Origin of the sequence: Pseudoalteromonas sp. J010 (assembly GCF_003934235.1) — a bacterium.
GTDB classification, from domain to species: domain Bacteria; phylum Pseudomonadota; class Gammaproteobacteria; order Enterobacterales; family Alteromonadaceae; genus Pseudoalteromonas; species Pseudoalteromonas peptidolytica.
Genome location: NZ_RDBW01000019.1, coordinates 17,298 through 40,913, shown reverse-complemented (window position 1 = coordinate 40,913; position 23,616 = coordinate 17,298). Strand labels below are relative to the sequence as shown.

The 23,616-nt window shown below is 40.8% G+C and carries 19 protein-coding genes; 8 read left to right on the top strand and 11 right to left on the bottom strand.

The annotated features are described in order from the left end of the window. Positions 1 to 66: 66 nt before the first annotated feature. Positions 67 to 549 (bottom strand): GNAT family N-acetyltransferase, encoded by a 483-nt coding sequence (locus tag EAG18_RS11600; protein ID WP_125252549.1) that lies wholly within the window; start codon positions 547 to 549, stop codon positions 67 to 69. Positions 550 to 686: 137 nt separating this feature from the next. On the opposite strand from EAG18_RS11600, the gene EAG18_RS11595 reads away from it, so the two are divergent. Together EAG18_RS11595 and EAG18_RS11590 are read left to right on the top strand one after the other, a co-directional pair. Then, entirely contained in the window at positions 687 to 1,208 is a 522-nt protein-coding gene (locus tag EAG18_RS11595; protein ID WP_125252548.1) for a chalcone isomerase family protein, read from the top strand. A 2-nt stretch (positions 1,209 to 1,210) separates the two neighbouring features. Then, on the top strand, positions 1,211 to 1,747 hold the full coding sequence (locus EAG18_RS11590; RefSeq protein WP_125252547.1) for a DUF3833 family protein: 537 nt from the start codon (positions 1,211 to 1,213) through the stop codon (positions 1,745 to 1,747). A gap of 88 nt (positions 1,748 to 1,835) precedes the next feature. On the opposite strand, the gene EAG18_RS11585 is transcribed toward EAG18_RS11590, so the two are convergent. Both EAG18_RS11585 and EAG18_RS11580 read right to left on the bottom strand, forming a co-directional pair. Beyond that, positions 1,836 to 2,303 carry a GNAT family N-acetyltransferase gene (locus tag EAG18_RS11585; protein ID WP_125252546.1) on the bottom strand — a complete coding sequence of 156 codons (468 nt, stop codon included), beginning with the start codon at positions 2,301 to 2,303 and terminating at the stop codon, positions 1,836 to 1,838. Between the two features lie 1,282 nt (positions 2,304 to 3,585). Continuing rightward, the gene (locus EAG18_RS11580; protein WP_125252545.1) at positions 3,586 to 5,337 is read right to left on the bottom strand and encodes an ABC transporter ATP-binding protein; all 1,752 of its coding nucleotides are present in this window, start codon (positions 5,335 to 5,337) and stop codon (positions 3,586 to 3,588) included. Positions 5,338 to 5,462: 125 nt separating this feature from the next. Between EAG18_RS11580 and EAG18_RS11575 the strand changes: the two genes are divergently transcribed. Beyond that, on the top strand, positions 5,463 to 6,353 hold the full coding sequence (locus tag EAG18_RS11575; RefSeq protein ID WP_125252544.1) for a TetR/AcrR family transcriptional regulator: 891 nt from the start codon (positions 5,463 to 5,465) through the stop codon (positions 6,351 to 6,353). A 151-nt stretch (positions 6,354 to 6,504) separates the two neighbouring features. On the opposite strand, the gene EAG18_RS11570 is transcribed toward EAG18_RS11575, so the two are convergent. Beyond that, entirely contained in the window at positions 6,505 to 7,575 is a 1,071-nt protein-coding gene (locus EAG18_RS11570; protein ID WP_185745591.1) for a LamG domain-containing protein, read from the bottom strand. A gap of 193 nt (positions 7,576 to 7,768) precedes the next feature. Here EAG18_RS11570 and EAG18_RS11565 point away from each other — a divergent pair, with 193 nt between their 5' ends. Both EAG18_RS11565 and EAG18_RS11560 read left to right on the top strand, forming a co-directional pair. Beyond that, positions 7,769 to 10,513, top strand: a complete 2,745-nt coding sequence (locus tag EAG18_RS11565) for an ATP-binding protein (protein WP_125252542.1) — start codon at positions 7,769 to 7,771, stop codon at positions 10,511 to 10,513. After that, entirely contained in the window at positions 10,510 to 10,866 is a 357-nt protein-coding gene (locus EAG18_RS11560) for an Hpt domain-containing protein (protein WP_125252541.1), read from the top strand. The genes EAG18_RS11565 and EAG18_RS11560 overlap by 4 nt, the downstream gene beginning before the upstream one ends. A gap of 530 nt (positions 10,867 to 11,396) precedes the next feature. Here EAG18_RS11560 and EAG18_RS11555 read toward each other — a convergent pair. Next, a complete protein-coding gene (locus EAG18_RS11555) occupies positions 11,397 to 11,921 on the bottom strand; it encodes a DinB family protein (protein ID WP_125252540.1) in 525 nt (174 codons plus the stop codon). A gap of 299 nt (positions 11,922 to 12,220) precedes the next feature. Between EAG18_RS11555 and EAG18_RS11550 the strand changes: the two genes are divergently transcribed. Both EAG18_RS11550 and EAG18_RS11545 read left to right on the top strand, forming a co-directional pair. Then, entirely contained in the window at positions 12,221 to 12,949 is a 729-nt protein-coding gene (locus EAG18_RS11550) for a glutathione peroxidase (protein ID WP_125252539.1), read from the top strand. Between the two features lie 139 nt (positions 12,950 to 13,088). After that, positions 13,089 to 14,549, top strand: coding sequence for a dihydrolipoyl dehydrogenase (locus EAG18_RS11545; RefSeq protein WP_125252538.1), 1,461 nt, complete (start codon positions 13,089 to 13,091; stop codon positions 14,547 to 14,549). A 58-nt stretch (positions 14,550 to 14,607) separates the two neighbouring features. Here EAG18_RS11545 and EAG18_RS11540 read toward each other — a convergent pair whose 3' ends face one another. From EAG18_RS11540 to EAG18_RS11530, 3 genes are read right to left on the bottom strand one after another with little or no spacing between them, the layout of a single operon-like run. Beyond that, positions 14,608 to 16,341, bottom strand: coding sequence for an EAL domain-containing response regulator (locus tag EAG18_RS11540; protein WP_125252537.1), 1,734 nt, complete (start codon positions 16,339 to 16,341; stop codon positions 14,608 to 14,610). Positions 16,342 to 16,352: 11 nt separating this feature from the next. Further along, positions 16,353 to 16,772, bottom strand: coding sequence for a response regulator (locus tag EAG18_RS11535; protein ID WP_125252536.1), 420 nt, complete (start codon positions 16,770 to 16,772; stop codon positions 16,353 to 16,355). A gap of 11 nt (positions 16,773 to 16,783) precedes the next feature. Then, positions 16,784 to 17,881, bottom strand: a complete 1,098-nt coding sequence (locus EAG18_RS11530; protein ID WP_125252535.1) for a PAS domain-containing sensor histidine kinase — start codon at positions 17,879 to 17,881, stop codon at positions 16,784 to 16,786. Between the two features lie 226 nt (positions 17,882 to 18,107). Between EAG18_RS11530 and EAG18_RS11525 the strand changes: the two genes are divergently transcribed. Next, complete coding sequence (locus EAG18_RS11525; RefSeq protein ID WP_125252534.1) at positions 18,108 to 19,031, top strand: diguanylate cyclase; 924 nt, start codon at positions 18,108 to 18,110, stop codon at positions 19,029 to 19,031. 32 nt (positions 19,032 to 19,063) lie between these two features. On the opposite strand, the gene EAG18_RS11520 is transcribed toward EAG18_RS11525, so the two are convergent. The 3 genes from EAG18_RS11520 to EAG18_RS11510 are packed head-to-tail and all read right to left on the bottom strand — an operon-like array spanning position 19,064 to position 23,466. Continuing rightward, positions 19,064 to 21,490, bottom strand: a complete 2,427-nt coding sequence (locus tag EAG18_RS11520; protein WP_125252533.1) for an ABC transporter permease — start codon at positions 21,488 to 21,490, stop codon at positions 19,064 to 19,066. After that, positions 21,483 to 22,172 (bottom strand): ABC transporter ATP-binding protein, encoded by a 690-nt coding sequence (locus EAG18_RS11515; RefSeq protein WP_125252532.1) that lies wholly within the window; start codon positions 22,170 to 22,172, stop codon positions 21,483 to 21,485. Before EAG18_RS11515 ends, EAG18_RS11520 begins: the two co-directional genes overlap by 8 nt. A gap of 46 nt (positions 22,173 to 22,218) precedes the next feature. Continuing rightward, entirely contained in the window at positions 22,219 to 23,466 is a 1,248-nt protein-coding gene (locus EAG18_RS11510) for an efflux RND transporter periplasmic adaptor subunit (protein ID WP_125252531.1), read from the bottom strand. Positions 23,467 to 23,616: the final 150 nt, after the last annotated feature.

Here is a 23,616-nt window from a genome sequence, read left to right as displayed (position 1 = left end):
TATTAAGTCAAATTGGTATGATATAAGATGTTCGTTAAAGAGAGCACAACTTGTCCAGCACCCAGACTATTCGTCTTTTGCAAAATCGAGCAACGCCTGTCCTGATAAACGATAAATAATCCATTCACTCTGGGCTTTAGCACCGATACTCTCATAAAAGTCTATTGACGGCTTATTCCAATCAAGTACTACCCATTCAAAACGACCGCACCCTTTCTCTAACGCTAACTGTGCTAAATACTTCATGATCCCTTTACCTGCCCCACTGCCACGTTTATCTTGAGAGACATACAAATCTTCGAGATATAAGCCGTGTTTACCGAGCCATGTAGAGTAATTAAAAAAGTAAACGGCAAAGCCGATAGCGACCCCTTCTGACTCGCAGATCACACTGTGTGCTCTGGCATCTGTGCCAAATAGCTTATCTTCAATTTCAGCTACGGTATTCAATACAGCATCAGGCTCTTTTTCATACACAGCCAGCTCATTGATAAAGTGTAAGATGGTTTCTGCATCTGTGATTTTGGCAGGGCGAATAGAGATGTTCATTGTTACTCCAATAATCAGGTTTCATCCAGCTTAACAAATAATATGAAAAGATAACAATGAGACAGGCAAGCAACCAAAGTGAACAAAGCAACCCTTTCATACGTAAAGGTTAGCATTGTTGAAATTGGAGAAAATCAATGCGAAGGACGATCCTTTTTACTTTGTTGCTGCTATTTAGCAAGTTAGCCACTGCCAGTGAAGATGTAATAGCAAACTTTATCGAAAACCCAAAACAAGTTGGTCAAACTAGTCGCATGACATATCTTTTTTGGGATGTGTATGACGCGAGTCTTTTTGCTACCCAAGGTAACTTTTCCGCCACCCAACCATTCGCACTCAAGTTGCAGTACCTTCGCTCATTAAATGGTGAAGACATTGCCAAACGTTCTCTCGAAGAAATGCAAAAACAAGGCTTTAATGATGTTGAGCTCGGTGATCAGTGGCTCACTATAATGAACAATATATTCCCTGATGTGAAAGATGAAACGGTGCTTCTTGGAATTAAAACAGCACAAGACCATACTCTGTTCTATCACAACAACGAATTGATAGGCGAAGTCAAAGACCCAGCTTTTACCACGTGGTTTTTTAATATCTGGCTCGGTGAAAAAACCACAGAGCCGCAAATGCGCAACGAGCTGTTAGGCCTAAGGAGATAATTATGCGTTTAATTTTTAGTTCACTGATAATATTGTTTTTAACCGCATGTAGTACAGGAATTGAGGGGGCTAAATACACCTCACTGACGCCAAAATTTGACCCTTATGACTTCTTTTTAGGAGATGTAAAGGCCTGGGGCATAGTTCAAGACAGAGATGGAAATTTAGTACAACAGTTCACCGTAGAGATCAAAGGCTCAATCAATAACAGCGGCCAGCTCGTACTCGACGAATATTTTGAATACCTACTCGGGGACGGTGTAAAAACAAGAGTTTGGACCATTAGTAAAGAAGCTGAGAATCAATATTCCGGCGTTGCTGGTGATATTCTTGATAAAGCAACCGGTGGTACATTTGGCAACGCCATGAATTGGCAATACAGAATGGATCTCCCTGTTGGAGACACGAGCTATGAGGTTAAATTTGATGATTGGATGTGGTCATTCGACCAATCAACACTCATTAATCGCTCTTATATCGAAAAGTTTGGGATTGTCATGGCTGAGGTCACTATCTTCATGCAAAAATCAAAGCCATAAAAACCACACCAAATATGGAACTTTAGTTTAAGCAACGTTGACAACATGGTTAACGTAATAGCGGTTACGTTAACCACTTTCCTACCATTTAGTTGCCAGTATTTAGGGATAGCGACATAAACACACTAAGTGGGTTGTCGCGATACATACCAAAGCGTTCACAACGCTCAAAACCTAAAGTTTCATACAAGTTGATAGCACTTGTTTGCTTTGAACCTGTTTCTAAGCGAATAAGTGGAATTTGCGCTTCACCAGCGTAATGAAGTAAAATTTGCATAATCCGTTTGGATAGCCCCTTCCCTCTATAGCTCGGCTTTACGTACAGCCGTTTAATCTCGCCATAAAGCGTTTTATCAAACTGCTTAACGATAGCTCCACAAGCAACTATACCGTCATCATTTTGTAAACCAACAGCGTAGACATTAGGTTGATTGATCTCTTCCACCGATAAAGATTGTGCACTTGCGATTGGATATAAGCTATTCATAAGCTTATCTATTTCAGAAAACACCGACATTACTTGTGGATCATCTGATTTTAGCTGAATTAATTGCATACCTGCCTCTGAAAACTAAGGCCTATTTTATGATGTCCATATAATATGGACGATATTTTCCTAACCTGAGATTAAGGTAAAGAGGTAATAAAAACGTTGTTATTAAAGCTCACTTTAAACAGCACTTTCGTTCACTAAAATGCGTTTTATACCAATTTACTTAAATAAACTATTTTGAGGTAAAGCAAGCATATTGATCACATCCAACCACTGCTGCTTTCGCCAACGTACTTATGCCCATTTAAGCACGGTTAAAAGTTGCTATTTAGTGGTCCCAAACAAAAAGCTTTTCACGTAGCAAGCCTCAATTTTACTCCCTCAAATTGAGCAAGTAGTCTGACAGCATAACTAAGTCGTCACCTTTTGCTACCAATACAACCAGTTTGTCATGGCGGTTTGGTGTTAAAAATACGTTTACTACCCAAGCTCAGGTTTACTTTATTTGGCCAGCGTTAAACTATACCGAGTTGGGAGCAATAAGCAAATTATCGCGGCCAGAATTACACCACCAAATAATTGAATTACGTTACCCGACTAACAAAGAACCATAAGCGTTTGTTTTAAATATTAAATTTGACGATATAAAAACTGTTACAAAGTGTGGGACAAGCCCAGCTGAGGTTGTTTTGTTGACTTATTGGAGCTGAGGTTTGAATCGTAAACTACGTATTCCGCCCAAGTTTACTCCAGTTTGGTTCTGTATCTAACTGTATAAATTTAATAGAGGCACCGAAACGATGTGCTAATTTCACTATGGCGTCGACACTTGAAAAAGCTCGAGTTATATCGAGATGAAAAGCGATTGGAGGTGTACTCTACGCGGCATTTTAGGTAGCTTCTACTCATTAAGGAAAATGCAAAAACGTAAACACTAACAACAACACGGTCATGAGCAGCACAAGAGGTAATGATGTACGTGAATTAGGGTGTAAAGTTTTACGAGACATAAGCAAACCTATACGTATCAATTAAATAGCTTACCCTCCTGGTGATTCTTCCCTTTACAACCAGCCGAAAAATATGAACTTGTTTAACTCATAAAAATATTCAAGCTCAAATATACCGTACCTACTAAAGCAACTTTAATCTAAGGCAGAGGTTGTTTATCATGTTAACTGTATTACAAACCACCAAAAAGAACCAATACTAAAATAAAAATTAATACAAAATAATTACCAAATACTAAAGTAGAGTGATGCCCCCTCAAAAACAAACGCGAAAGCTTTGTTATAGTAAGGGGGCAGATGTGTATTCGCAGTTTAATTACAAACAGGTACACAGTTTAAGAGCAAGCTACAGTGATGTCTCTGTCTGTTTTTAATCCGAACTGCTTACTTATCAGTTGGCTGTAAAACTCACTGCTTTGCATCAATTCATCGTGCTTACCTTGTGATTCAACTGTTCCATTTTGGATTACCAAGATATTGTCAGCATCTACAACTGTACTTAAGCGGTGCGCAGCAATAATCGTAGTTCGGCCGGCTTGCGCTTTGTGTAATGCAAGTTGAATAGCAGCTTCCGTATGCGCATCAAGATTAGCTGTTGCTTCATCTAATAAAAGTACAGCTGGCTCCTTCAATAATGCTCGCGCTAACGCAATACGCTGCCTTTGCCCTCCTGATAGAGTCACGCCGCGTTCACCAACTTGAGTATCAAGCCCTGCTGGCAGGGTATCGATAAAATACTTGAGATCGGCATCAATAATAGCCTGCCTAAGTCGCTCCGGTTCTGGTTGTTGCTTTGCACCATAAACCAAGTTCTCGTATATTGTCGCACACAATAGTGGGCTGTCTTGTGCCACATACCCAACTTGTGATCTAAGACTCTCTTTGTCTATCTCATTCAAATTTGAACCTGCGACTTCGATACATCCACTTTTAGCCTGATAAAAGCCCTGTAGCAATGCAAACAAAGTAGACTTACCTGCGCCAGATGCTCCAACAATGGCTGTCGTTTTTCCAGCCAAGAATTTACAATTCAATGTATCAAATATCATTTTGTCATCACGGTAACCAAAAGATAGCTCCCTGACAATGATTGACTCATTGGTCAAATTTAATTTTACCCCCTCTTCTATTTGTAAAGGAGTAGTCAATATCTCATTGATCCGAATAGCAGCGCCTTTTGCTTTATTGAATGCGGCGACTACCATACTTAGCTGACCCATAGGTAAGACTATATTTAATAAAAACATGATAAAAGCGACAAAAGCACCAAGTGTCATCGCTCCAGTTGCAACGCGTGAAGCACCAAACCCTAGTACCAAAACAATAGACCCCATAATAACCAAATTGACTAATGAACCAATCGTAGCAAGTAAGAAATGCTCTTTCATTGCGGTATTATAAAGCCCATTTAACTGGCTATTATTGTTATTAATTTCAAATTCTTGCGCACATTGTGTTCTGAGTAGTCGAATATTAGAAAACAGCTCTGTTAGTCGCCCTAACAAAGATGCTTCCGTATCTTGTAGGTGCTTTGAAAGCATAGTGAGCCTCATTGAAAAAGGTAAAATCAGCATAAAGCTCACCATAACAGCCCCGAGCATTACCATCGTCATTTGCCAATCTAGAAGCCATAGAATAATAAAAGACCCCAGTAATGACACAACACCAGAAAGAAATGAAACTGATTGCTCACTCACCAGATTTTCAATAATTTCTGTATCTTTCACGATACGGTTTGCAGGCTCTCCAGCCCGAGTGTTATCAAAGAATGACATAGGTAAAGCAATAATGTGGTTAAATAAATCTGCACGCAACTTGCGTTTTTGCTCATTACCAATCTTTCCCATAATATAAGTCATTACTCCAGTTAAGATCGCAGAGCCTATTAACACCGCGAGCAAAACTAGCGCTTGTTCATTGGTAAACGTCCCTGTCTCACTCAGCTTATCTAGTAGCGCTTTCGTTTGTAGCGGGACTAACAACCCTAAAAGACTAGACATCAAGGTCACTACAAAAAGTGTCGACAACAACAGCCCACTAGGCCTTGTACGACGCACTAATTGAATTAATGATGCTGTACTATTCATGTTTGTATATTCCTGTTGATTTCATAGCAACATAATTGAACAAATTTCAATCTCAGTCAAACTAAAAATGACCTATTGGTCATTTTTAGTTTGACTGTATACTATTTACGATTACAGGAGGCATGATGTCTGATAAGCGAAAACTAATTTTGGAGTGTGCAGAAGCACTGTTGGTTTCTGAAGGAGATTGTGCGTTTAGCATGCAAACTATCGCCGACTCCGTAGGGATCTCAAAAGGGGCTATTTATTTGCATTTCAGGTCAAAAGAAGATCTACTATTAGCTGTATTTCAAATTCAAACCAACAACTTACTGGAAAAAATAACCACGGTTTTGAAAAACGCCACACTCACCCCCGACGAAAAACTGCGGCAACAAATTCGCTTTCAACATGAAGATTTACAGCAATATCAGGCGATGTTTAACCTGTTATTACAAGAGGAATCTCTAAGTTTGAACCACAGCCTACTCATGTTTTACCAAGAGTTCCGCTTGACTTGGTTGACCTTACAAGTAGGATTTTTGAGGGAGAAATATGGTGAGCAAATTCAACGCTGGGAAACCGACTTGGCGATGACGTTAGACGGAATAATCGCTAATTACCTTTCCCTTTCGGTTGTCGAGGGAATTGACTTTGACACTGAAAAGCTGGTCAATTGGGTTGTATCTTGCTTAGACTCAATCTGTACACAGCTACCAAAGCATGGTCTACCGCCCGTATTGACCGAAAAAGACCTTCCTTCACTCAAAGAAATTGAAGCGAAAAAGCAGCAGCTACAACAACAACAAGTTCAACAAGCATTTTCTCAGCTCAAAAATAAAGCGCAAAAGCTGAAGCTATCCGAACCAAAGCGAAAAATAGTTGAACATACCCTCACACTGTTAGAAAACCAATTACAAAACAGCAACCCAGATACAATATTACTAAGAGCATTAATCGCTGGACTAAGAGATTATCGAGGCCTCAACAATGAGCGTCAATTACTCGCAGAAAGACTAGATGTAGAAGTAGTGTAGGTAATGGGATAACCAAAAATACTTATTTCTGGTTATCCCGTTAAATCACGCAGATTTATTTTTTATGAGATGAGCACCGTTTGTGCAACTAAAACTAGATATTAACTCATTTTTTACAAATCTTCGGCTATTTTATTTCATCAACTTCCGATTACTCACCTTTTAACGCCGCGAGCTCCGCTTTTAGATTCAATATTTCTTGATTAAGTGTAGATATATGAACATCTTTTTGAGCACTCTCCTCTAACAGTAACATATTACTATTTTCTAGCTCTGTAATTTCTTGCTGCTGATTTTGAGTAGTATGAGTCAATTCCGAAATTGTTTTATTTAGGCTGTCATTTTCATTAACTAATGACGCCACTTTATTTTCTAAAATGTTAGATAAGTTTCTTAAAGTGAAAACCTGAGTACTAAGACTATTGATACTCAACTTAGCTGAATCTAATTGACTCTCACATAGCTGCAAAGTGCTTTTAGCAAAAAGACCACCTTGACTAAGTCGAGCAATTTCAGTTTCACTAAGCGCTCTACTATATATTTGAACATCATCCAACACTGATGCGCTGTGACTATATAGAGTCGACTTTTCCCACGTTGCAAACCGTAACCTTCTGCTAGTATCTGCTATTGAGCCATTCCCCACATACTCAGTACCTCTTAACTCACCGTTTCTATATAATTTTATATATTCACCTTCACGCACACCTGTAATAAAGTACCACTCATTGAGTGTAAGCGCTTCATAATCTCTAACGCTGACGGACTGCTTGTCTACTTCAACTCCAAATGTAAGTCCTTTGGAGCTTCTACCGCTACAGATAGATAAATGCCACTCATTTGTTCCCGGCTTATCTCCGCTGTGCCACTTATTAACTGCGGCACATCGGTTCCAATTACTCGTTGTAGGTTGGAGCTTTTTAACCCAAAACGCGACGGTAAAATCACCATTACCAAAGTTTAAACTTTCACTATCAGGTATAATAGCGGTATCATTTACACCATCAAATTTTATTCCAAGATTATTTTTCCCCTGCGTAGTTACAGGGCCATTGTAAAATGTACCGTGATTTTCACCAACAGAGTCGATAACAGCCTGAGCATTGTCTAGCTTCCACAAACTTACAAGTCCATCTGGGTTTTTATCTAATGCGTAAGAAAAGAACGAGAAAAAAGATATAAAAATAATAAGAAGCCTTGAGAAATAACCAGTTAAAAGCATAAATATCCTATATAAAGTTTTTAATTTATTATAATACATTTCAAAATTAATAAATCCAACTAAAATCTCATTCCTATATATGCAATAAATTCAGGAGATATGAAAACCACCTATTTCCCCTCTCAACACAGCCATAACATAAGCAACACACCAATAAGCTGCTATATTATTGAGGGGAACTCAGGAGGATAAGATGTTAACAGCATTGAAAAATAGCATGCCTGTGCTGATCGTAACAGCTGACTGGAAGGTGAGCCACTCGACTACTGTGGCCCAGCAGTTACTCCACCGTCCAGATACACTTATCAACCAACGCTTAGAAGACTTATTCATATTTCCTTCTTGTACCACCGAGCATCGTTCACTGTCGGATGGTGCACTCATACAGGTATCACTTCGCGGCTCCCCAACAGTACAATTTTTATTGTCTTTTTATGATGTAAAAAGCGATGAAATATTTGTGCATATTGCTGAATTAACAATGTATTACTGCCAGAACCCATTGGAAGATGAGCAAACTCGAATTTTAAGGCACGCTGTAAATAGCGCCAACCTTGGTGCTTGGTGTTACGACTTGGTCAATAAAAGTGCCTATTTTTCACCAAAATTTAAATCCCTAATTGGCTTACCTGTGTCAGCAGCTTTGGATTGGGGATCACTACAAGACATGATCTATGATGAAGACCGGCCACTGTTTACTGAATTTTTATCACACCATATAGAACTTGGCTTGATGTTACACTTTGAATTTAGGATTGAAGTTAAAGGAAAACTGAGGTGGTTTGAGTTAAAAGGCGAGCAAGTAAAATACTGCGTTCGTACCCATAGCATATATGGTATTTTGGCAGATTGTACACACGAAAAAGACATGTTAAGTGCTTTGCATGATGCAGAAGAAAGTAAAGCCCTGGCAATGCAAGCAGGAAAAATAGGCACATGGCGAGCGACTAGAGTTTCAAAGCAGTGGCTTTGGAGCTGGGATCATCAAGCGAATAAAATCTTCAAACTTCCAGAAGATGCTATAGGTCAATTAAGTCAGTGGGAGCAAAGCTTACACCCTGAAGATAAGCCTCGTGTTATCAAAGCACTTGAACACTCGCTATTAACTGGTGAAGTGTTTGAACAACGTTATCGTGGTTTGCTCAATGATGGAGATATTATCGTCGTCTATGCTAAAGGTGTAGTAGGGAAAAATGAAGCTGGAGAGCCTGTTCGTATCGACGGTGTGGTTATCGATCAAACTGATGTTTATATCGCGCAAAAGAAATTACAGCACATTAATCAAGAATTGGAACAACGCGTCGCTGAACGTACCGCAGACTTGCAAGCGGCAATCAGCAAGGCTGAGCAAGCAAACAGCACCAAATCCGACTTTTTATCAATGATGAGCCACGAGCTAAGAACGCCTATGAATGGCATTATCAGCTCGCTAGACTTAATCGGATTGTCAGAGCTTGATGAAGATAACAAAGAGCTGTTAGAAACAGCACAGATCTCTGCTAATAACTTAGTTGCCATTTTAAATGACATTTTAGATCTCGCCAAAGTGGAACAAGGAAAAATGGAGCTCGAAAGCTACCCATTTTCACCTTCGAAAATGATTTACAATATTCTTAAGACATTCGAGGCTCATGCCAAAGAGCATCGCGTACAGCTCCTTGTACTTGAAGATCAGAGCCTTCCACTAGAGGTGGTAGGTGATGAAAACCGTACTCGGCAAATTATTTTTAACATTCTTAGTAATGCCATCAAATTTAGCATGCCCGAGCGTGACGAGGGGGCTTTTGTCAAAATATCGGTTCATTGGGAGTCTGAAGGCGTCGCGTTGTCTCACCTTATTTTTGAGGTAGAAGACAACGGTATAGGCATCGCAGCTGAAGTACAAAAAAAACTGTTTACCCCCTTTACACAAGCAGAACGCTCCACCACGAGGAAATATGGTGGAACAGGGTTGGGACTTGCAATTTGCGGCAAACTAATCGATTTAATGGGTGGCAAAGTGGCATTGGAAAGTCAATTAGGTAGTGGCTCTACGTTTACTATTAGTATTCCCGTTTGGCAAGCAAGTCCTGAGCAACCAAAAAATAAGATTTTCGAAACGTTATATTGGTTTTGTGATATTTCGTGGCAAAGCCAAGTAACGCTTAAACAACTTTATCAGGCATGTTTACATTGCTGCCATAAGCTAGTCGCTATTGATGCAATAGAGCAAATAGAAGAGACAAACAATTGCGCATTAGTTCACGTTATCGTTGGTAAAAACAATACCGGCAGTAATATAGATAGTTATCAAGTGCCGACATTACTGTTTGTTGATGAGCGGTCAATGCGGTCTGCTGCTAATTGCCCACCTTTATCTCAACCGTCCAAACCCGTATCGCCTCAAACATGTTATTCAATAAGGCAATTGTTAGAAAAGCTCGCTGAAAAGACAAAGCAATGTGAAGTAACAGAGCTAGAAAATTTGAGCGATTTCAGCGCTATTGATGAGTTTTTATTACATCAAGATGCTGCTGTTCAAAGCGGCTGCGCAGCTGTCGACAATAAGACAGCCGTTCATATTTTACTTGCTGAAGATAATCCATTTAACCAAAAGCTCCTAGTCAAGCAGTTAAATAAGCTCGGATTATCGTGCGATATTGCCAACAACGGCAGCGAAGCGCTAGCTATGTTTAAAAAACAAAGATATCAGTTATTGCTTACTGATTGTCACATGCCTGAACTTGATGGTTACGAGCTTGCTAAGTTGATACGTGCATTTGAGTCTGCCAACACGCTCGACCCAACTCCCATCATTGCTGTAACTGGTGCTGCAATGAAGGGTGATAAAAAGTTGTGCCTTGATAGTGGTATGAATGACTATGTCAGCAAACCTGTCAGATTAACAGAGCTTCAAAGTACATTGGGTAAATGGCTAAAGATGGAATTAAAGTTATGAGTAAAACCCTCAACCCTAATGTGCTGATCGAACTAATCGGCGATGACTTTATTACGGCTAAAAAGTTTTATACTGACTTTTTAATTCAATCAAAATCGAGCTTTGCAAAAATGAGGGCAACGTATCAAGATAACGATTTAAAGCGCTTGAAAGATGAAGCGCACTATCTTAAAACCTCAGCAAAAGCAGTCGGTGCTGAGTTATTAGCAGACTATTTACAGGAGCTAGAATATGCTGCAATGGACGGCAACAGCAGCCTATGCGCCGAAAAGATAAAAGCTATCCACCATGAAATTGGCAGCGAATTTGTCAGGGAATTAAAGGCATACCTCTCCTCTCACCCCCATAGTTAATACCTACTAGGTAACCTGAGGTTTGGGTAAAAAATGTTCCAACTCATTGTTGCTAAAGCACAACTTAGTTTTTCCCCTGCCTAGCCAGAGAGTTTTAGGGAAAACACCGCTCCCGCATCCTGCTCTCGCTAAGGTACCTACATCCTGTAGGCAAGGCGAATTTATGCACCAATAGCTGGCTATTGGAAGTGAATTCAACGCAGTTAGCGCTAAGGAGTAAACCTGGCGCTAACTACGTTAAAAGCTTCTTATTTAAAAATACTAAATAGCAAAATTTTTGCCTACCTACATATACTTAGGTATCTTGGCACTAGCAGGACGCAGAAACGATGTTATCGACAAGATTTTCTCGCCTCAAAATAGAGCTCTTAATTAAGGCACATGGTATAACCTGTTCAGCCTTGAGCTGCAATATTATGAGTCCTACTTTATTACCATCAGCCACATTGTTGCTGTGCGGACATTTATGATGGTTTGAGACTTATAAAAGTTACTAGTGACACCAACTAGCGATTGAAGATGAGCCTAATTCACTGGGGGATCCGTGCCAATAAATCAGTTTCTCCCATATCGATGTCGATTTGATTAAGCAATGTTGTTACCTGTCCTCTGTGGTGTGTCTGATGATTAAATAAATGGAGTAGTAACAAGCTTAATTTGCGAGCGAAAGTCTTACCTTTTGTGTTCTGATAGTGAAGCTCTGTTGCTAGGACTTCATCTGTTACCTCTTCAACAAAATTTATAATGATTTCATCCATTGCTACCCTCGCAGCCCTCAAGGTCGCAAACTCATCATATAGCAGGTCGTCTAATTTTGATGGTAATGTCATATCTAGTAATGGATGCAATGTTTTGAATTGATGGCTACTTGTAGAAAATCGTTTGAGCCAAATAACATCTGCAACAAGAATGTGATTTAACGACCCTATGATAGAACTAAAAAAAGCCCCCCGAGGTTGGTGTAATTCAATGTCGCTTAATTGTGCAATTGCCTCAAACATCCTTTCATTCATCCAGCGATTGTAATCTGCCATTAATTCAAAATGTGATTTCATCTACTATTCTAATTCCCTAAAAAGCCTAACTTGAATTTTTGGACAAGAAGCAAACAACTTCTCCTACCAAGGCACGAAAAGGAGAGCTTGCTCTCACTAAAATAGCGCCTACACTTGCAACAAGGTGGGCATCAACTATCCAAAATTCAGATTAACAATGTTCATGAAGTAGATCAAAGTTAACGGTGCTCAAAGTCCCAACCAATCTATTTTATTGTACGATTCAATCAAAACAATCAATTATACAAATAGAAAAACTCTCGGCATACTAGCCACATCAACTTAAGAAGGAAAGCAAAATGTTAAAGAATATTGAAGGTCAACACGTACCGCAGGTTACATTCCCAATCAGAGAAAATGATCAGTGGAAGCACATCACCAGCGATGAAATCTTTAAAGGTAAAACCGTCGTTGTGTTTTCATTACCAGGTGCATTTACACCAACATGTTCATCGACTCACCTGCCTCGCTATAACGAACTTGCGAGTGTATTTAAGCAAAACGGCGTTGACGAAATTGTATGTTTATCTGTGAATGATACCTTTGTAATGAATGCGTGGGCCCAGTATCAAGAAGCGCAAAATATAACGCTACTCCCTGATGGTAATGGCGAATTCACTGACGGCATGGGGATGTTAGTCGATAAAAATGATTTAGGCTTTGGTAAACGAAGCTGGCGCTATTCAATGCTAGTTAAAGATGGTGTGATTGACAAAATGTTTATTGAGCCAGAAAAGCCGGGAGACCCATTTGAAGTGTCAGACGCAGACACCATGTTAGAGTATATTAACCCTAGTCAAATAAAGCCTGAACCCGTGACTATTATCAGCAAAATTGGCTGTCCGTTCTGTGAAAAAGCCAAGGCATTACTAACGGAAAAAGGGCTAGCATACGAAGAGTTAGTACTAGGTCAACAAGCATCACTAACCAGCCTTAAAGCGCTGTCTGGACGTGAAACTGTACCACAGGTATTTATTGGCGGTAAGCATATTGGTGGCTCAGACGACTTAGCCGAATATTTTGCGTAAATAACTTCAATAACCTTATTACACAGTGACTTGGTATATACAGATATCAAGTCATACTGCGCCCCCCAACACGAGCAAATAAGACAGTGAATCATATATTGTCAAGGGGGTTTACACTTTCAAATTTTGGGATCAACAAATGAAAAAGATAAACACTGACGTAGTCGTGATTGGTGCGGGAACTGCTGGTCTTAGCGCCTATAGAAATGCTAAGAAATATACATCAGAAGTATTAATGATCGAATCAGGTGTATATGGAACTACTTGTGCTCGCGTTGGGTGTATGCCCAGTAAGCTACTAATCGCAGCAGCAGAAGCTGCACATCAAATTGAAACTGCGCCAAAGTTCGGTGTAAAAGTACCACCAGCCACAATTGATGGCAAAGCAGTAATGACAAGAGTAAAAAGCGAGCGTGACCGCTTTGTAGGCTTTGTTGTGGATGCCGTTGATGAATTACCTGAGCACGATAAACTCCAAGGTAAAGCCAAATTCATAGACAATCACACGGTACAATTAGATGAGCATACGCAGATCACAGCCAAACGTTTCGTCATCGCCACAGGCTCTAGACCAAGTTACCCTGAGGCGTTTAATAACTTTGGAACACGCTTAGTCTTTAATGACAACGTATTTGACTGGGACGACCTGCCACACTCTGTCGCTGTATTTGGACCTGGAGTAATTGGCTTAGAGCTTGGCCAAGCACTGCACCGCCTAGGTGTGAAAGTCAAAGTGTTTGGCGTTGGCAAAGGCCTTGGCCCTTTGACGGATCCCATTGTGAAAGATTATGCGACTACTGTATTTAGCAATGAATTTTATCTCGATACCGATGCCAACGTCTCACAGATGAAGCAAGTGGGCGATAAAGCCGAACTCACCTATATAGATAAGCAGGGTTACCCACAAACAGAGCAGTTTGATTATGTGCTAGCTGCCACGGGGAGAGTTCCTAATGTTGATAATTTGGGGCTAGAAAATACAAGCCTTGAACTCGATAGTAGAGGCGTTCCTATAGCTGACCCACACACTATGCAATGCCTTGATGGCTCAGGTAACGCGCACATTTTCATTGCTGGCGATGCCAGTGATCAAATCCCATTGTTACATGAAGCTGCGGATCAGGGCACCATTGCAGGTGAAAATGCCGGTCGCTTTCCGGATGTTCGAGTCGGACTACGCCGAGCCAAACTTGCAGCAGTCTTTAGCGATCCGCAAATAGCGATGGTAGGGGCAAGTTACAAGGAGCTAGAAAAACAATACGGTGATTGTGGCTGTTTCGCCATCGGCGAGGTGAGCTTTGAAAATCAAGGCCGCAGTCGAGTCATGTTAAAAAATAAAGGACATATGCGCGTTTATGCTGAGCAGGGGACTGGGCTATTCTTAGGTGCTGAATTTGTTGGCCCTGCGGCTGAGCATATCGCTCATTTACTGGCTTGGGCGCTGCAAAATAAGATGACAATACCACAAATGCTTGAGATGCCGTTTTATCATCCAGTGATAGAAGAAGGCTTAAGAACTGCGCTTCGTAACCTCAATGCCAATCTAAAGTTTGGACCCGACATTATCGCTCATTGTTTAGAGTGCGGACCAGGTGCCTAAGCATTTCTTGATTTAATAGCTGATCGGCAGGTAAACCAGTACTTCACTGGTTTACCCGTTAACGTCTTGCATCTACTTCTCTGGCGAGATCTTTGTTTATTGCTCTTATAGTATTAATAACTGAGGACTCAGAGACAGGACTTGAGAAATAATAGCCTTGAACTTTATCAACATTAGCCTCTTTACAAGCATAATACTGCTGATACCTTTCAACACCTTCCACCACAATACTTAACTGCAAGCTTTTCAACATATTTATCAAGCCAAAGAAAACTCTTTCCCCCATTTCATCTGCTTCTATTCTATCGGTGAGGGATTTGTCTACCTTTACAATATCAATTGGATAATTTAGCAGGTGAGAGATAGACGAATAACCGGTACCAAAATCGTCTAAAGCAAGTTTACAACCAATATCCTTAATGCGATTTAAGCTAGTCATTACTCGCTCACTGTCATTAAGCAGCGCGGTTTCGGTCAGCTCGAATGTGAATAACCCCCCTTCCATGTTTGCACGCTCAAGACAGTCATTGATAAAAGCAGGTAAGGACATATCCACCAGCTGCAACGGTGAAAGGTTAATGGCTAAACGGATCGGATAGCCGAATTTCGAGTTAATTTGTTTTAATGTGTAGATCGCATGCTCAATAATCCATTTTCCTAAAGGCTCTATTAACCGTGACTCTTCCGCTACCAAAATAAATTCCTGCGGACTGCTAGTGAATTGAGCAGTAGGCCACCTGATCAGCGCCTCAAGTGATACCACCTTCCCTTGGCGAATATCAACGATAGGTTGAAATGCAAGCTCGAGCTCTTGTTTGTCGATTGCTCCTCTTAGGTCTTGCTCAACGTTATATTTCATTTGAAACTCAGTCTGCATGTTATCTTCAAATATACATGCCGCACTGCTCTTAGCTGATTTCGATCTAAAAAGTGCAATATCAGCGAAGCGGATAAGGTCATCTGCTCGCTTACCGTTTAGAGGATAAAGCGCTAGCCCCATTCGTACTTGGCAGCGAATATCCATAGACATAATAGAATAGGTACGACTTAATAGCTTTATTAACTTTTCTGCCTCAATTTTTATTTGTAATGGGTTGTCGCAAGATACCAGCAAACAAGCAAACTCATCTCCCCCAAAACGGCTTACTATATCTTCGGGTTTGGTATGCCGCTTAAAGCTTGCACCAAGCTCAACCAGCAATTGATCGGCTGCCTCATGACCAAACCGGTCATTGATTTTTTTAAAATCAACAATATCTACAATCAAAACCCCAGCACAGCTATATCGACTTTTGCCTGCTTGCATCAGCCGTTGACAAGTTTCTTCAAAGTAATAACGATTATACAAGCCGGTGAGCGCATCCAGCTCAGCCATTTCTTTTACTTGTAAGTAACTATTGTGGAGCTGGCTTTCAAGTTCAAAGCGCTTTCTCGCTTGAATAATTGAGCGACTCAATATTGAGGCTGTGACTTCTTCTTTTAATAAAAAATCCTGAACCCCTAAATCAAGGCACTTTAATACCAGCTCATCAGATTGCGCATTACTGATCATAACGATAGTTAGATCTCGAATATGGTTAATCCGTTTCAGCTCTATCAATAGGTCTAAGCCATTCTTTGCTGGCATATTGTAATCAAGAAGCAACAAATCAAACGAAAGCTGCTCAATAGCAATTATCCCCTCTTCAACACTCTCCACTTCGGTAAGTTGATGCTCAATACCTCCCTTTATTAAAGAGCGGCGGATCATTTTCCTATCAACAATATCGTCATCGACCAGCAATATATTCATATATGCACCATTTACTTTGCCGGAAACTGCACTATCCGCCAATACCCATCCAACATATCCACTAAACTCGACATCGAGTCACTGGCCTGCTCTTTTAAAAAATAACCGGCAACATTATTTGCATAGCTGTGGTGAATGTCATCCTCGTCTTTTGACGTAGTAAGCACAAATACCACCGTTTCTTGTAACTGACTATCCGCTCTTAACTTCTCTAAAAATTCAAGCCCGCCCATCCGTGGCATCTTTAAATCAAGAAGAATAATAAACGGGTAATCAACTTGGCCACCTCGCAGTAATTCGAGTGCTTCAACGCCGTCAATTGCTCTAACCATAGGATTCATGATTTTGCGCTTTGCAAAGCTTCTTTTTACTGTCATATAATCAACGTCGTCATCTTCAACAACTAACACTGTAATATCGTTATTCTGCATCTCTTATTCGCCTAAATAGGATTCACTCTGGTGTCTACTTTTGGCCACTTAATTACAAACTCAGTGCCTACATCTGTATCTAATATCTCAATGCTACCACCATAATAATCTAGTACTTTTTTAATAATCGCGAGCCCCATACCACTGCCTTCTTGTTGGTCTCGGGGTTTGAGTGTTTGAAACATTTCGAATACTTTTTCTCGATACTCTTTGGGGATCCCGGGGCCATCATCAGTAAAATGCAACTGGTATAATTCTGGCGTCTCTTTGATGYCTATGATCAAATTACCACTCTCACAATGGTGATGTTTCAGTGCGTTACTGATCAGGTTTCGCGTGACAACCTCAAGGGCTGTTTTTGGTAAAGTGACCATTAGTGACGCACATTGCAGTGTTAGCGTTGATTCGATATCAATTGAGTCATAAATTTCTTGTGAAAACTCACTAAATTCAAAAGTTTCGCATTCACTATGCTTGCGATTAACCCGTGAATATATCAACAAGTCATGCAACAACTTATTCATTCTAGAGACGCGCTGCTGGATCAACGCAAAGTTTTCTTTTGCCCCTTCAGGTAATTCGTCTCCATAGTCTTCATCAATCCAAGTTACTAGTTTTGAAATCGCATTGAGTGGTGCTTTTAAGTCATGTGAAGCTATATATGCAAATTCATCTAATGCGTCATTTGAGCGTTTGAGCTGCGCAACCAAATGCTCTCGCTCGGTAACGTCACTCGAGAGCCCCAATATAAACGCAGCACCATTAGCATCATAAAATCGCTTCTTGCGAGTAAAGAGTGTACGTACGCCGCCATCTGGAAAGGTTACCGTCTCATAGCATTCGGCATATCCGCTAGCAAATGCAAGCTTGTCGTCTTTGATAAACGCTTCCACCTCCTCAGGGTGATACGACTCTAAAGTGGTGTAGCCGATAATTTTTTCACGGGCAGACTCTGGGTACATTGAACGAAAAGCGTCATTTGCTTTCACAATCCTGAACTTGTCATCTTTAATGAAGGCATAGTCAGGAATATTGTCGAAGATTAGATCAGAGAGCGAGTCATCACCAACAAACCGCTCTGCTTTGGCGAGGGGGGCTGAATTTGTCATCGTTATTCCTTTAAATCACGTATATTTTTGTATAGTAGAAATCACCATTTATTCAAGCAAAAACCGCTTTTTTGTTATAAAAGTGTTTTAATTCATGAATAAAGCGTATACTTTGATTAAGGTACAACCTTGGTATGACGTTGACATAGCAGCAAAGCAGGTTTAACGCTATATTCAACCTTGAGCCATCATAATTGGCAGCCTCGCGTAGGAGTAGAGCAACACAATGTTTGAAGAAGTGACTGAGCTTAATGATTGCACCGTAGTCATTATTGAAGACTCCCCGCTGACACAAAAAGTATTAACAGCTTGCCTTGAGGACATGTGCACAGTGGTTGCATTTGAAGGCGCTGAAAAAGCCATTGATTATATTAAACTTGCTCTGCCGGACTTAATCCTAATGGATTGGATGCTCGATGGGATCACCGGTATTGACGCCTGCAAAGAATTGCAAAAGGATCCGATCACAGCGCAAATTCCGGTTGTATTTGTTACTTCAAATATAAAAGAAAATCAGCAAGAAATGTGCTGGGACGCGGGGGCGGTCGATTTTATCAGTAAACCTATTGTTGCTCGAACACTGGTAAACCGCGTAAAAACCCATTTAAAGTACAAAAAACAGGCTGATCAGCTAAGAGAATATTCTTATGTTGATGGGTTAACAAAAGCATTTAACCGTCGGCTTTTTGAGTCAGATCTTGAAAAACATTATCGCGGTGCAAAGCGAGCCGAGCATGCTTTGAGTGTTATTATGCTTGATGTTGACTACTTCAAACTGTACAACGACGAATATGGACATCTTATGGGAGATGACGTATTAAAGCATGTGGTTAAGTCTGTCAAAAGCCATATCCGTCGCCCAATGGATGCCGTGTACCGCTACGGTGGCGAAGAGTTTGTAATTTTACTCCCAAGCACCCCGTACGACTCGGCAATTAAGATCACTGAGCGTATTATCAAGCATTTTTTCGATGCCAAAATCGAGCACAAGCATTCCCCTTTTAACTATGCGTCCATCAGCGCTGGAGTGGCAACTTACAATGCACAAAGCCATCACGAGTCAGCCGCCTCGCTGGTACAACAAGCTGATGATGCACTGTATGAAGCAAAACATGGCGGAAAAAACAAAGTCTGCGGCGCAAACAGATAAAAGGCCTCATTTAATGTGAGGCCTTAACGTTTTTATTCATATCGCAATGAATTGATAGGCCTTGCCTGCGCAGCTACCATAGTTAAAGAACCTACTGTCACCCAAGCAATTACAAAGGCTATCACGGCAGCGGCCAAAAATGGGACAAAAGATAGCTCAATGCGATAAACAAAATTATTCAACCACTCTCTCATCACAATGTATGCCAACGGCCAAGCAATCAGGTTTGCAATCAAGACTTGTTTTGAAAACTCTTTGTTGATCAATAAGACAATGTCCATCACCGAGGCACCCAACACTTTACGCACACCAATCTCTTTTGTCCGACGTTTCGTTGTAAAAGAAGCAAGGCCAAAAAGTCCAAGACACGCAATGAAAATGGCAAGGAGAGAAAACAAGTTAAACACCGTGATTTCTTTATCCTCTTGTTGATACATCTGTTCAAACTCAGTTTGAAGATATGTCAACTCCATCTGTTGCTCGGGTATCAGCTTACGCCAAGTCGCCTCTATAAAATCGCGAATAAGCGAGGCATCTCCTCGGAATTTAATTGCCATCGCATTCCCCTCTCCTTCCCTTAACAAGTGATAGGTTGGACTTATTTCTGTTCTGAGCGACGAGAAGTAATAGTTCTGTGTGACGCCAATGATGGTCGCTGTTGCACTTGAGTGTCGAGTTAATCTCACTTCAAACGTTTTACCGATAGCCTCATCAGAGCTGAACCCAAGACTCTGCGCTGCTTTTTCATTTATCACAACAGAAAAGTGAGGGTGTGGATTGGTCTCACTAGGCAGAGTAAATATATCTGCAGGAAAATCACGGCTAAACCCACGGCCAGTCAGTAGTTTGATGTTGTAGCTGCTAAAGTAATCTTCATCGACTGCTAAAGTAGGCATAGTTTGCGATAATTGAGTCTTAGGGTTAACCATTCCAAAGGCATCAACTATGCTTTGTGTTGGTACAGCAGAGCTTGCCGTTACACTGTTAATATTTGGATGTGAGAGCAGCTCTGTCTTCAGTGCACTGCGTTGCTGGCTTGCAATATCGGTATAGAGACGATTCAGTACAAAAGTGTTGTCTTTGTCATAGCCCAACTCTATCGCTCGGGCGTATTTTAATTGTTGGTTTGACACTACAGTGGCAATAATAAGCACGATGGCAACACTGAATTGGAACACCACCAACCCTTTGCGTAACAGTGCCCCTGACCTACCTTGTGTGATTTCTCCTTTGAGTACCTTGGCGGGTTTAAAGCCGCTCAGATAAAAAGCAGGATACGAACCTGAAATGAGCCCAACGACAAAGCCTAGTAGCAATAGAATAGCTAAAATAACGGGCTGTGAATAAAAATCAAAACTAAGTGGTTTACCAATAAAGCTTGCGAACATAGGTAAACAAGCCTCAACCAGTGCCACGGCTATGATCAACGCAATATAACTTAACATCATCGCTTCAACGATGAACTGTACAACCAAATGCTGCTGCTTTGCACCCAAGGTTTTACGCACCCCAACTTCTTTTGCTCGCTTAGTAGCAGTCGCGGTAGATAAATTCATAAAGTTAACACAAGCAATAAAAAGAATAAGTGCCGATATCACACTAAATGAATATACCGTATTAATGTCACCGTTTTCTTTCATCTCGCCATACATTTGAGAGTGAAGATAAATATCGCTGACAGGCATTAATGTAAAGTCTAACGTGTCACTTGCACCATGGCCGTAGCGGTTCTCTAAATAACTTGGGATTTTTGCCTCTACGTCGTGCCCCGACACGCCGTCAGCAAGCCTAACATAAGTGAAATAGTTAAAACTTGGGTCACGCTGCCAACTGGTATCACCATAATAAGTTGTTGCCGTTTCCATACTGATTAGTGCAAACACATTCAAATGAGTGCGCTGTGGTAAATCTTTGATAACCGCAGTGACTTTCAAAGGTAACTTTCCATCACCTAATAACGCTTCGCCAACAACAGAGGTGCGGCCAAAATAAAGCTCTGCGGCAGCTTCTGTTAGCACGATGGAATTAGGATTATTGAGTGCAGTTTGGCCATTACCATGTAGTACTTGCAAAGAAAAAAAGTCTATAAAGTTCGCATCAGCAAGCAGTACACCTTCATGAATAAAGCTCTCCCTACCTTCACCAAGTGCTACCGTCACCTGTCTAAATCGAGTGGCATCGACGACTTCTTCAAAATGTGTTTTGTAGTTTTGGGCATTAAACACTTGCCCCTGAGCATAATAGATTTCAGGCGCACTGGGAGGCATCCACTTTACTGACGAACGATACACTTGTTCGTGATCCTGGATAAACTTGTCGTAGCCAAGCTCAGATTCAACAAAAATTGCCATACTAATACAAATTGCAAGACCAATCGCCAAACCCAAAATATTAATAGCCGAATAAAGCTTTTGTTGTAGCAAGCTACGATACGCAATCAAGAGATAGTTTTTAAGCATAACGTACCTCCTGCATTTGGCTGGAAACGATATGCCCATCCAAAACGTGAATCGTTCTGTGTGCATAATTTGCATGGTGCTCAGAGTGCGTTACCATCACAATTGTCACGCCTTCTTGATTGAGTTGAGCCAGCAACCCCATCACCTCTTCACCATTTTTGGAGTCTAGGTTACCAGTTGGTTCATCCGCTAAAATCATTTTTGGCTTGGCGACAATGGCTCGTCCAACTGCAACTCGCTGCTGCTGACCACCGGAAAGCTGTTGTGGGTAGTGATCTTTACGGTGAGCAATATTCACTTTCTCTAATACCGCAGTGACACGCTGCTCACGCTCCTTTTTTGCAACTCCCTGATATACCAAAGGTAGCTCAACATTTTCGTATACTGTTAGTTCATCAATCAAGTTAAAGCTTTGGAAAATAAAACCAATATTGTCTTTGCGAATATCCGCCAATTGTCCCTCTGTCGTGTGACTGATGTCACTACCATCAAAAATATACTCACCACCGTCAAGCTGATCTAGCATACCGATAATATTCAGTAGAGTAGATTTACCTGAACCTGATTGCCCCATAATGGCCACAAACTCACCGCGCTCAATTACCAGCGAGACGTCCTCTAGCGCGTAAGTTTCAACCAATTCTGTACGAAAAACTTTATTTATTTTTGTTAGCTGTATCATATTCTTGTGCCTTCTGAATCTTGTTAACTTGGGATTTGGCTTACACTTAGTGCATCAGGCTTACTGACTGCATATCCTTGAAGCTACCGTAACTTGAGGTGATCACTCGGTCACCCACTGCCAGTCCATCTAGTACTTCAATAAATTTGTTATTACGCAGACCAAACGTCACCGGCTTTTTCACCGCCACTTGACTGCCTTGCTCTAACACAAACACCCATTGACCACCGGTATCTTGATAAAATCCGCCATTTGGCAACAATATTGCCGACTTAGCATCTGCCAGTAATAAATCCAACTGTAAGCTTTGCCCTCTGCGGATCCCACTCGGTAAGGCATCATTAAAGGTTAACTCTACCTCAAATCGCCCATTTGACACCTCGGCATACACTTTTTCTAGGGTTAACTCATATTGTTGACCTTGCAAAGACAATCTTGCAGCTTGTCCTTCATACACACGGCCAAGGTAAAATTCATCGATTTGTGCCGACACTTTATATTGAGAAACGATATCAACTTGACCTAACCGCGCTCCCCTTGCTTTAGATGCCCCCAACTCTGCACTGAGTGCAGTCAACTGTCCATCAATAGGCGCTTTGATTATCAAATTCTCTAAGTTCTTACGTGCAAACGCTAAGTTTTTATTTAATTGCTTAACACTGTCTTCTAGCTGCGCAATTTGTGCGGTACGGATCTTTTCATCTTGTTGTTGCTGCTCAATAATTAGTTTGCGGCGATTTTTCAAATACACAGTTTCGTCTTCGGCGGCTTGCAGTTCATCTTTTGAAACCAAGTTACCATTACCTAGGCGCTTAAACTGAGCAAGCTTTCGTTCACTTTGACTAACTTGAAAGTCCAACTCCAATAGATCCCGTTTTAAATTTAAGCGATTTTGATCTATTGCTAAGCGTGTATTGTGCAAATTATTCAGCTGCTCTGAAATTTGCGCCTCGCGAGAAATAACATCAAGCTGCAAGCTGGTGTTGCTAAGCGCGAGTAGCTTGTCGCCTTTTTTTACCATGGCTCCCTCTTCTACAAAGCGCGCCTCTACTCGCCCTCCTTCTATGGCGTCTAAGTACACTGACTTACTTGGGGTAATATTACCTCTTAGAGGGATCAGATCATGAAACTCCCCTTCTGTGACAGTGCTTATTTTGATCCGATTGATATCAACATTAAATCGATTCCCGCTACTCGTCGCAGCACTACCGAATGCAAAGTATGCGACTACAACCATAGGCAGAGCCAACCACCAAAGTCGGAATTTTTTGTTAGGTGTTATTTTTCTATCCATTTTGTCACTCACTTGAATTTAGTTAGATTTAATAACTCAAGTTACATGCCAAATAAAAAACAACATAAAAATCATAAAGATAAGTTTAAACAATAAAATAAAGGAACAAAAGAGTGTAAAAAAATTAAACACCTAGTGTACGATATCGTA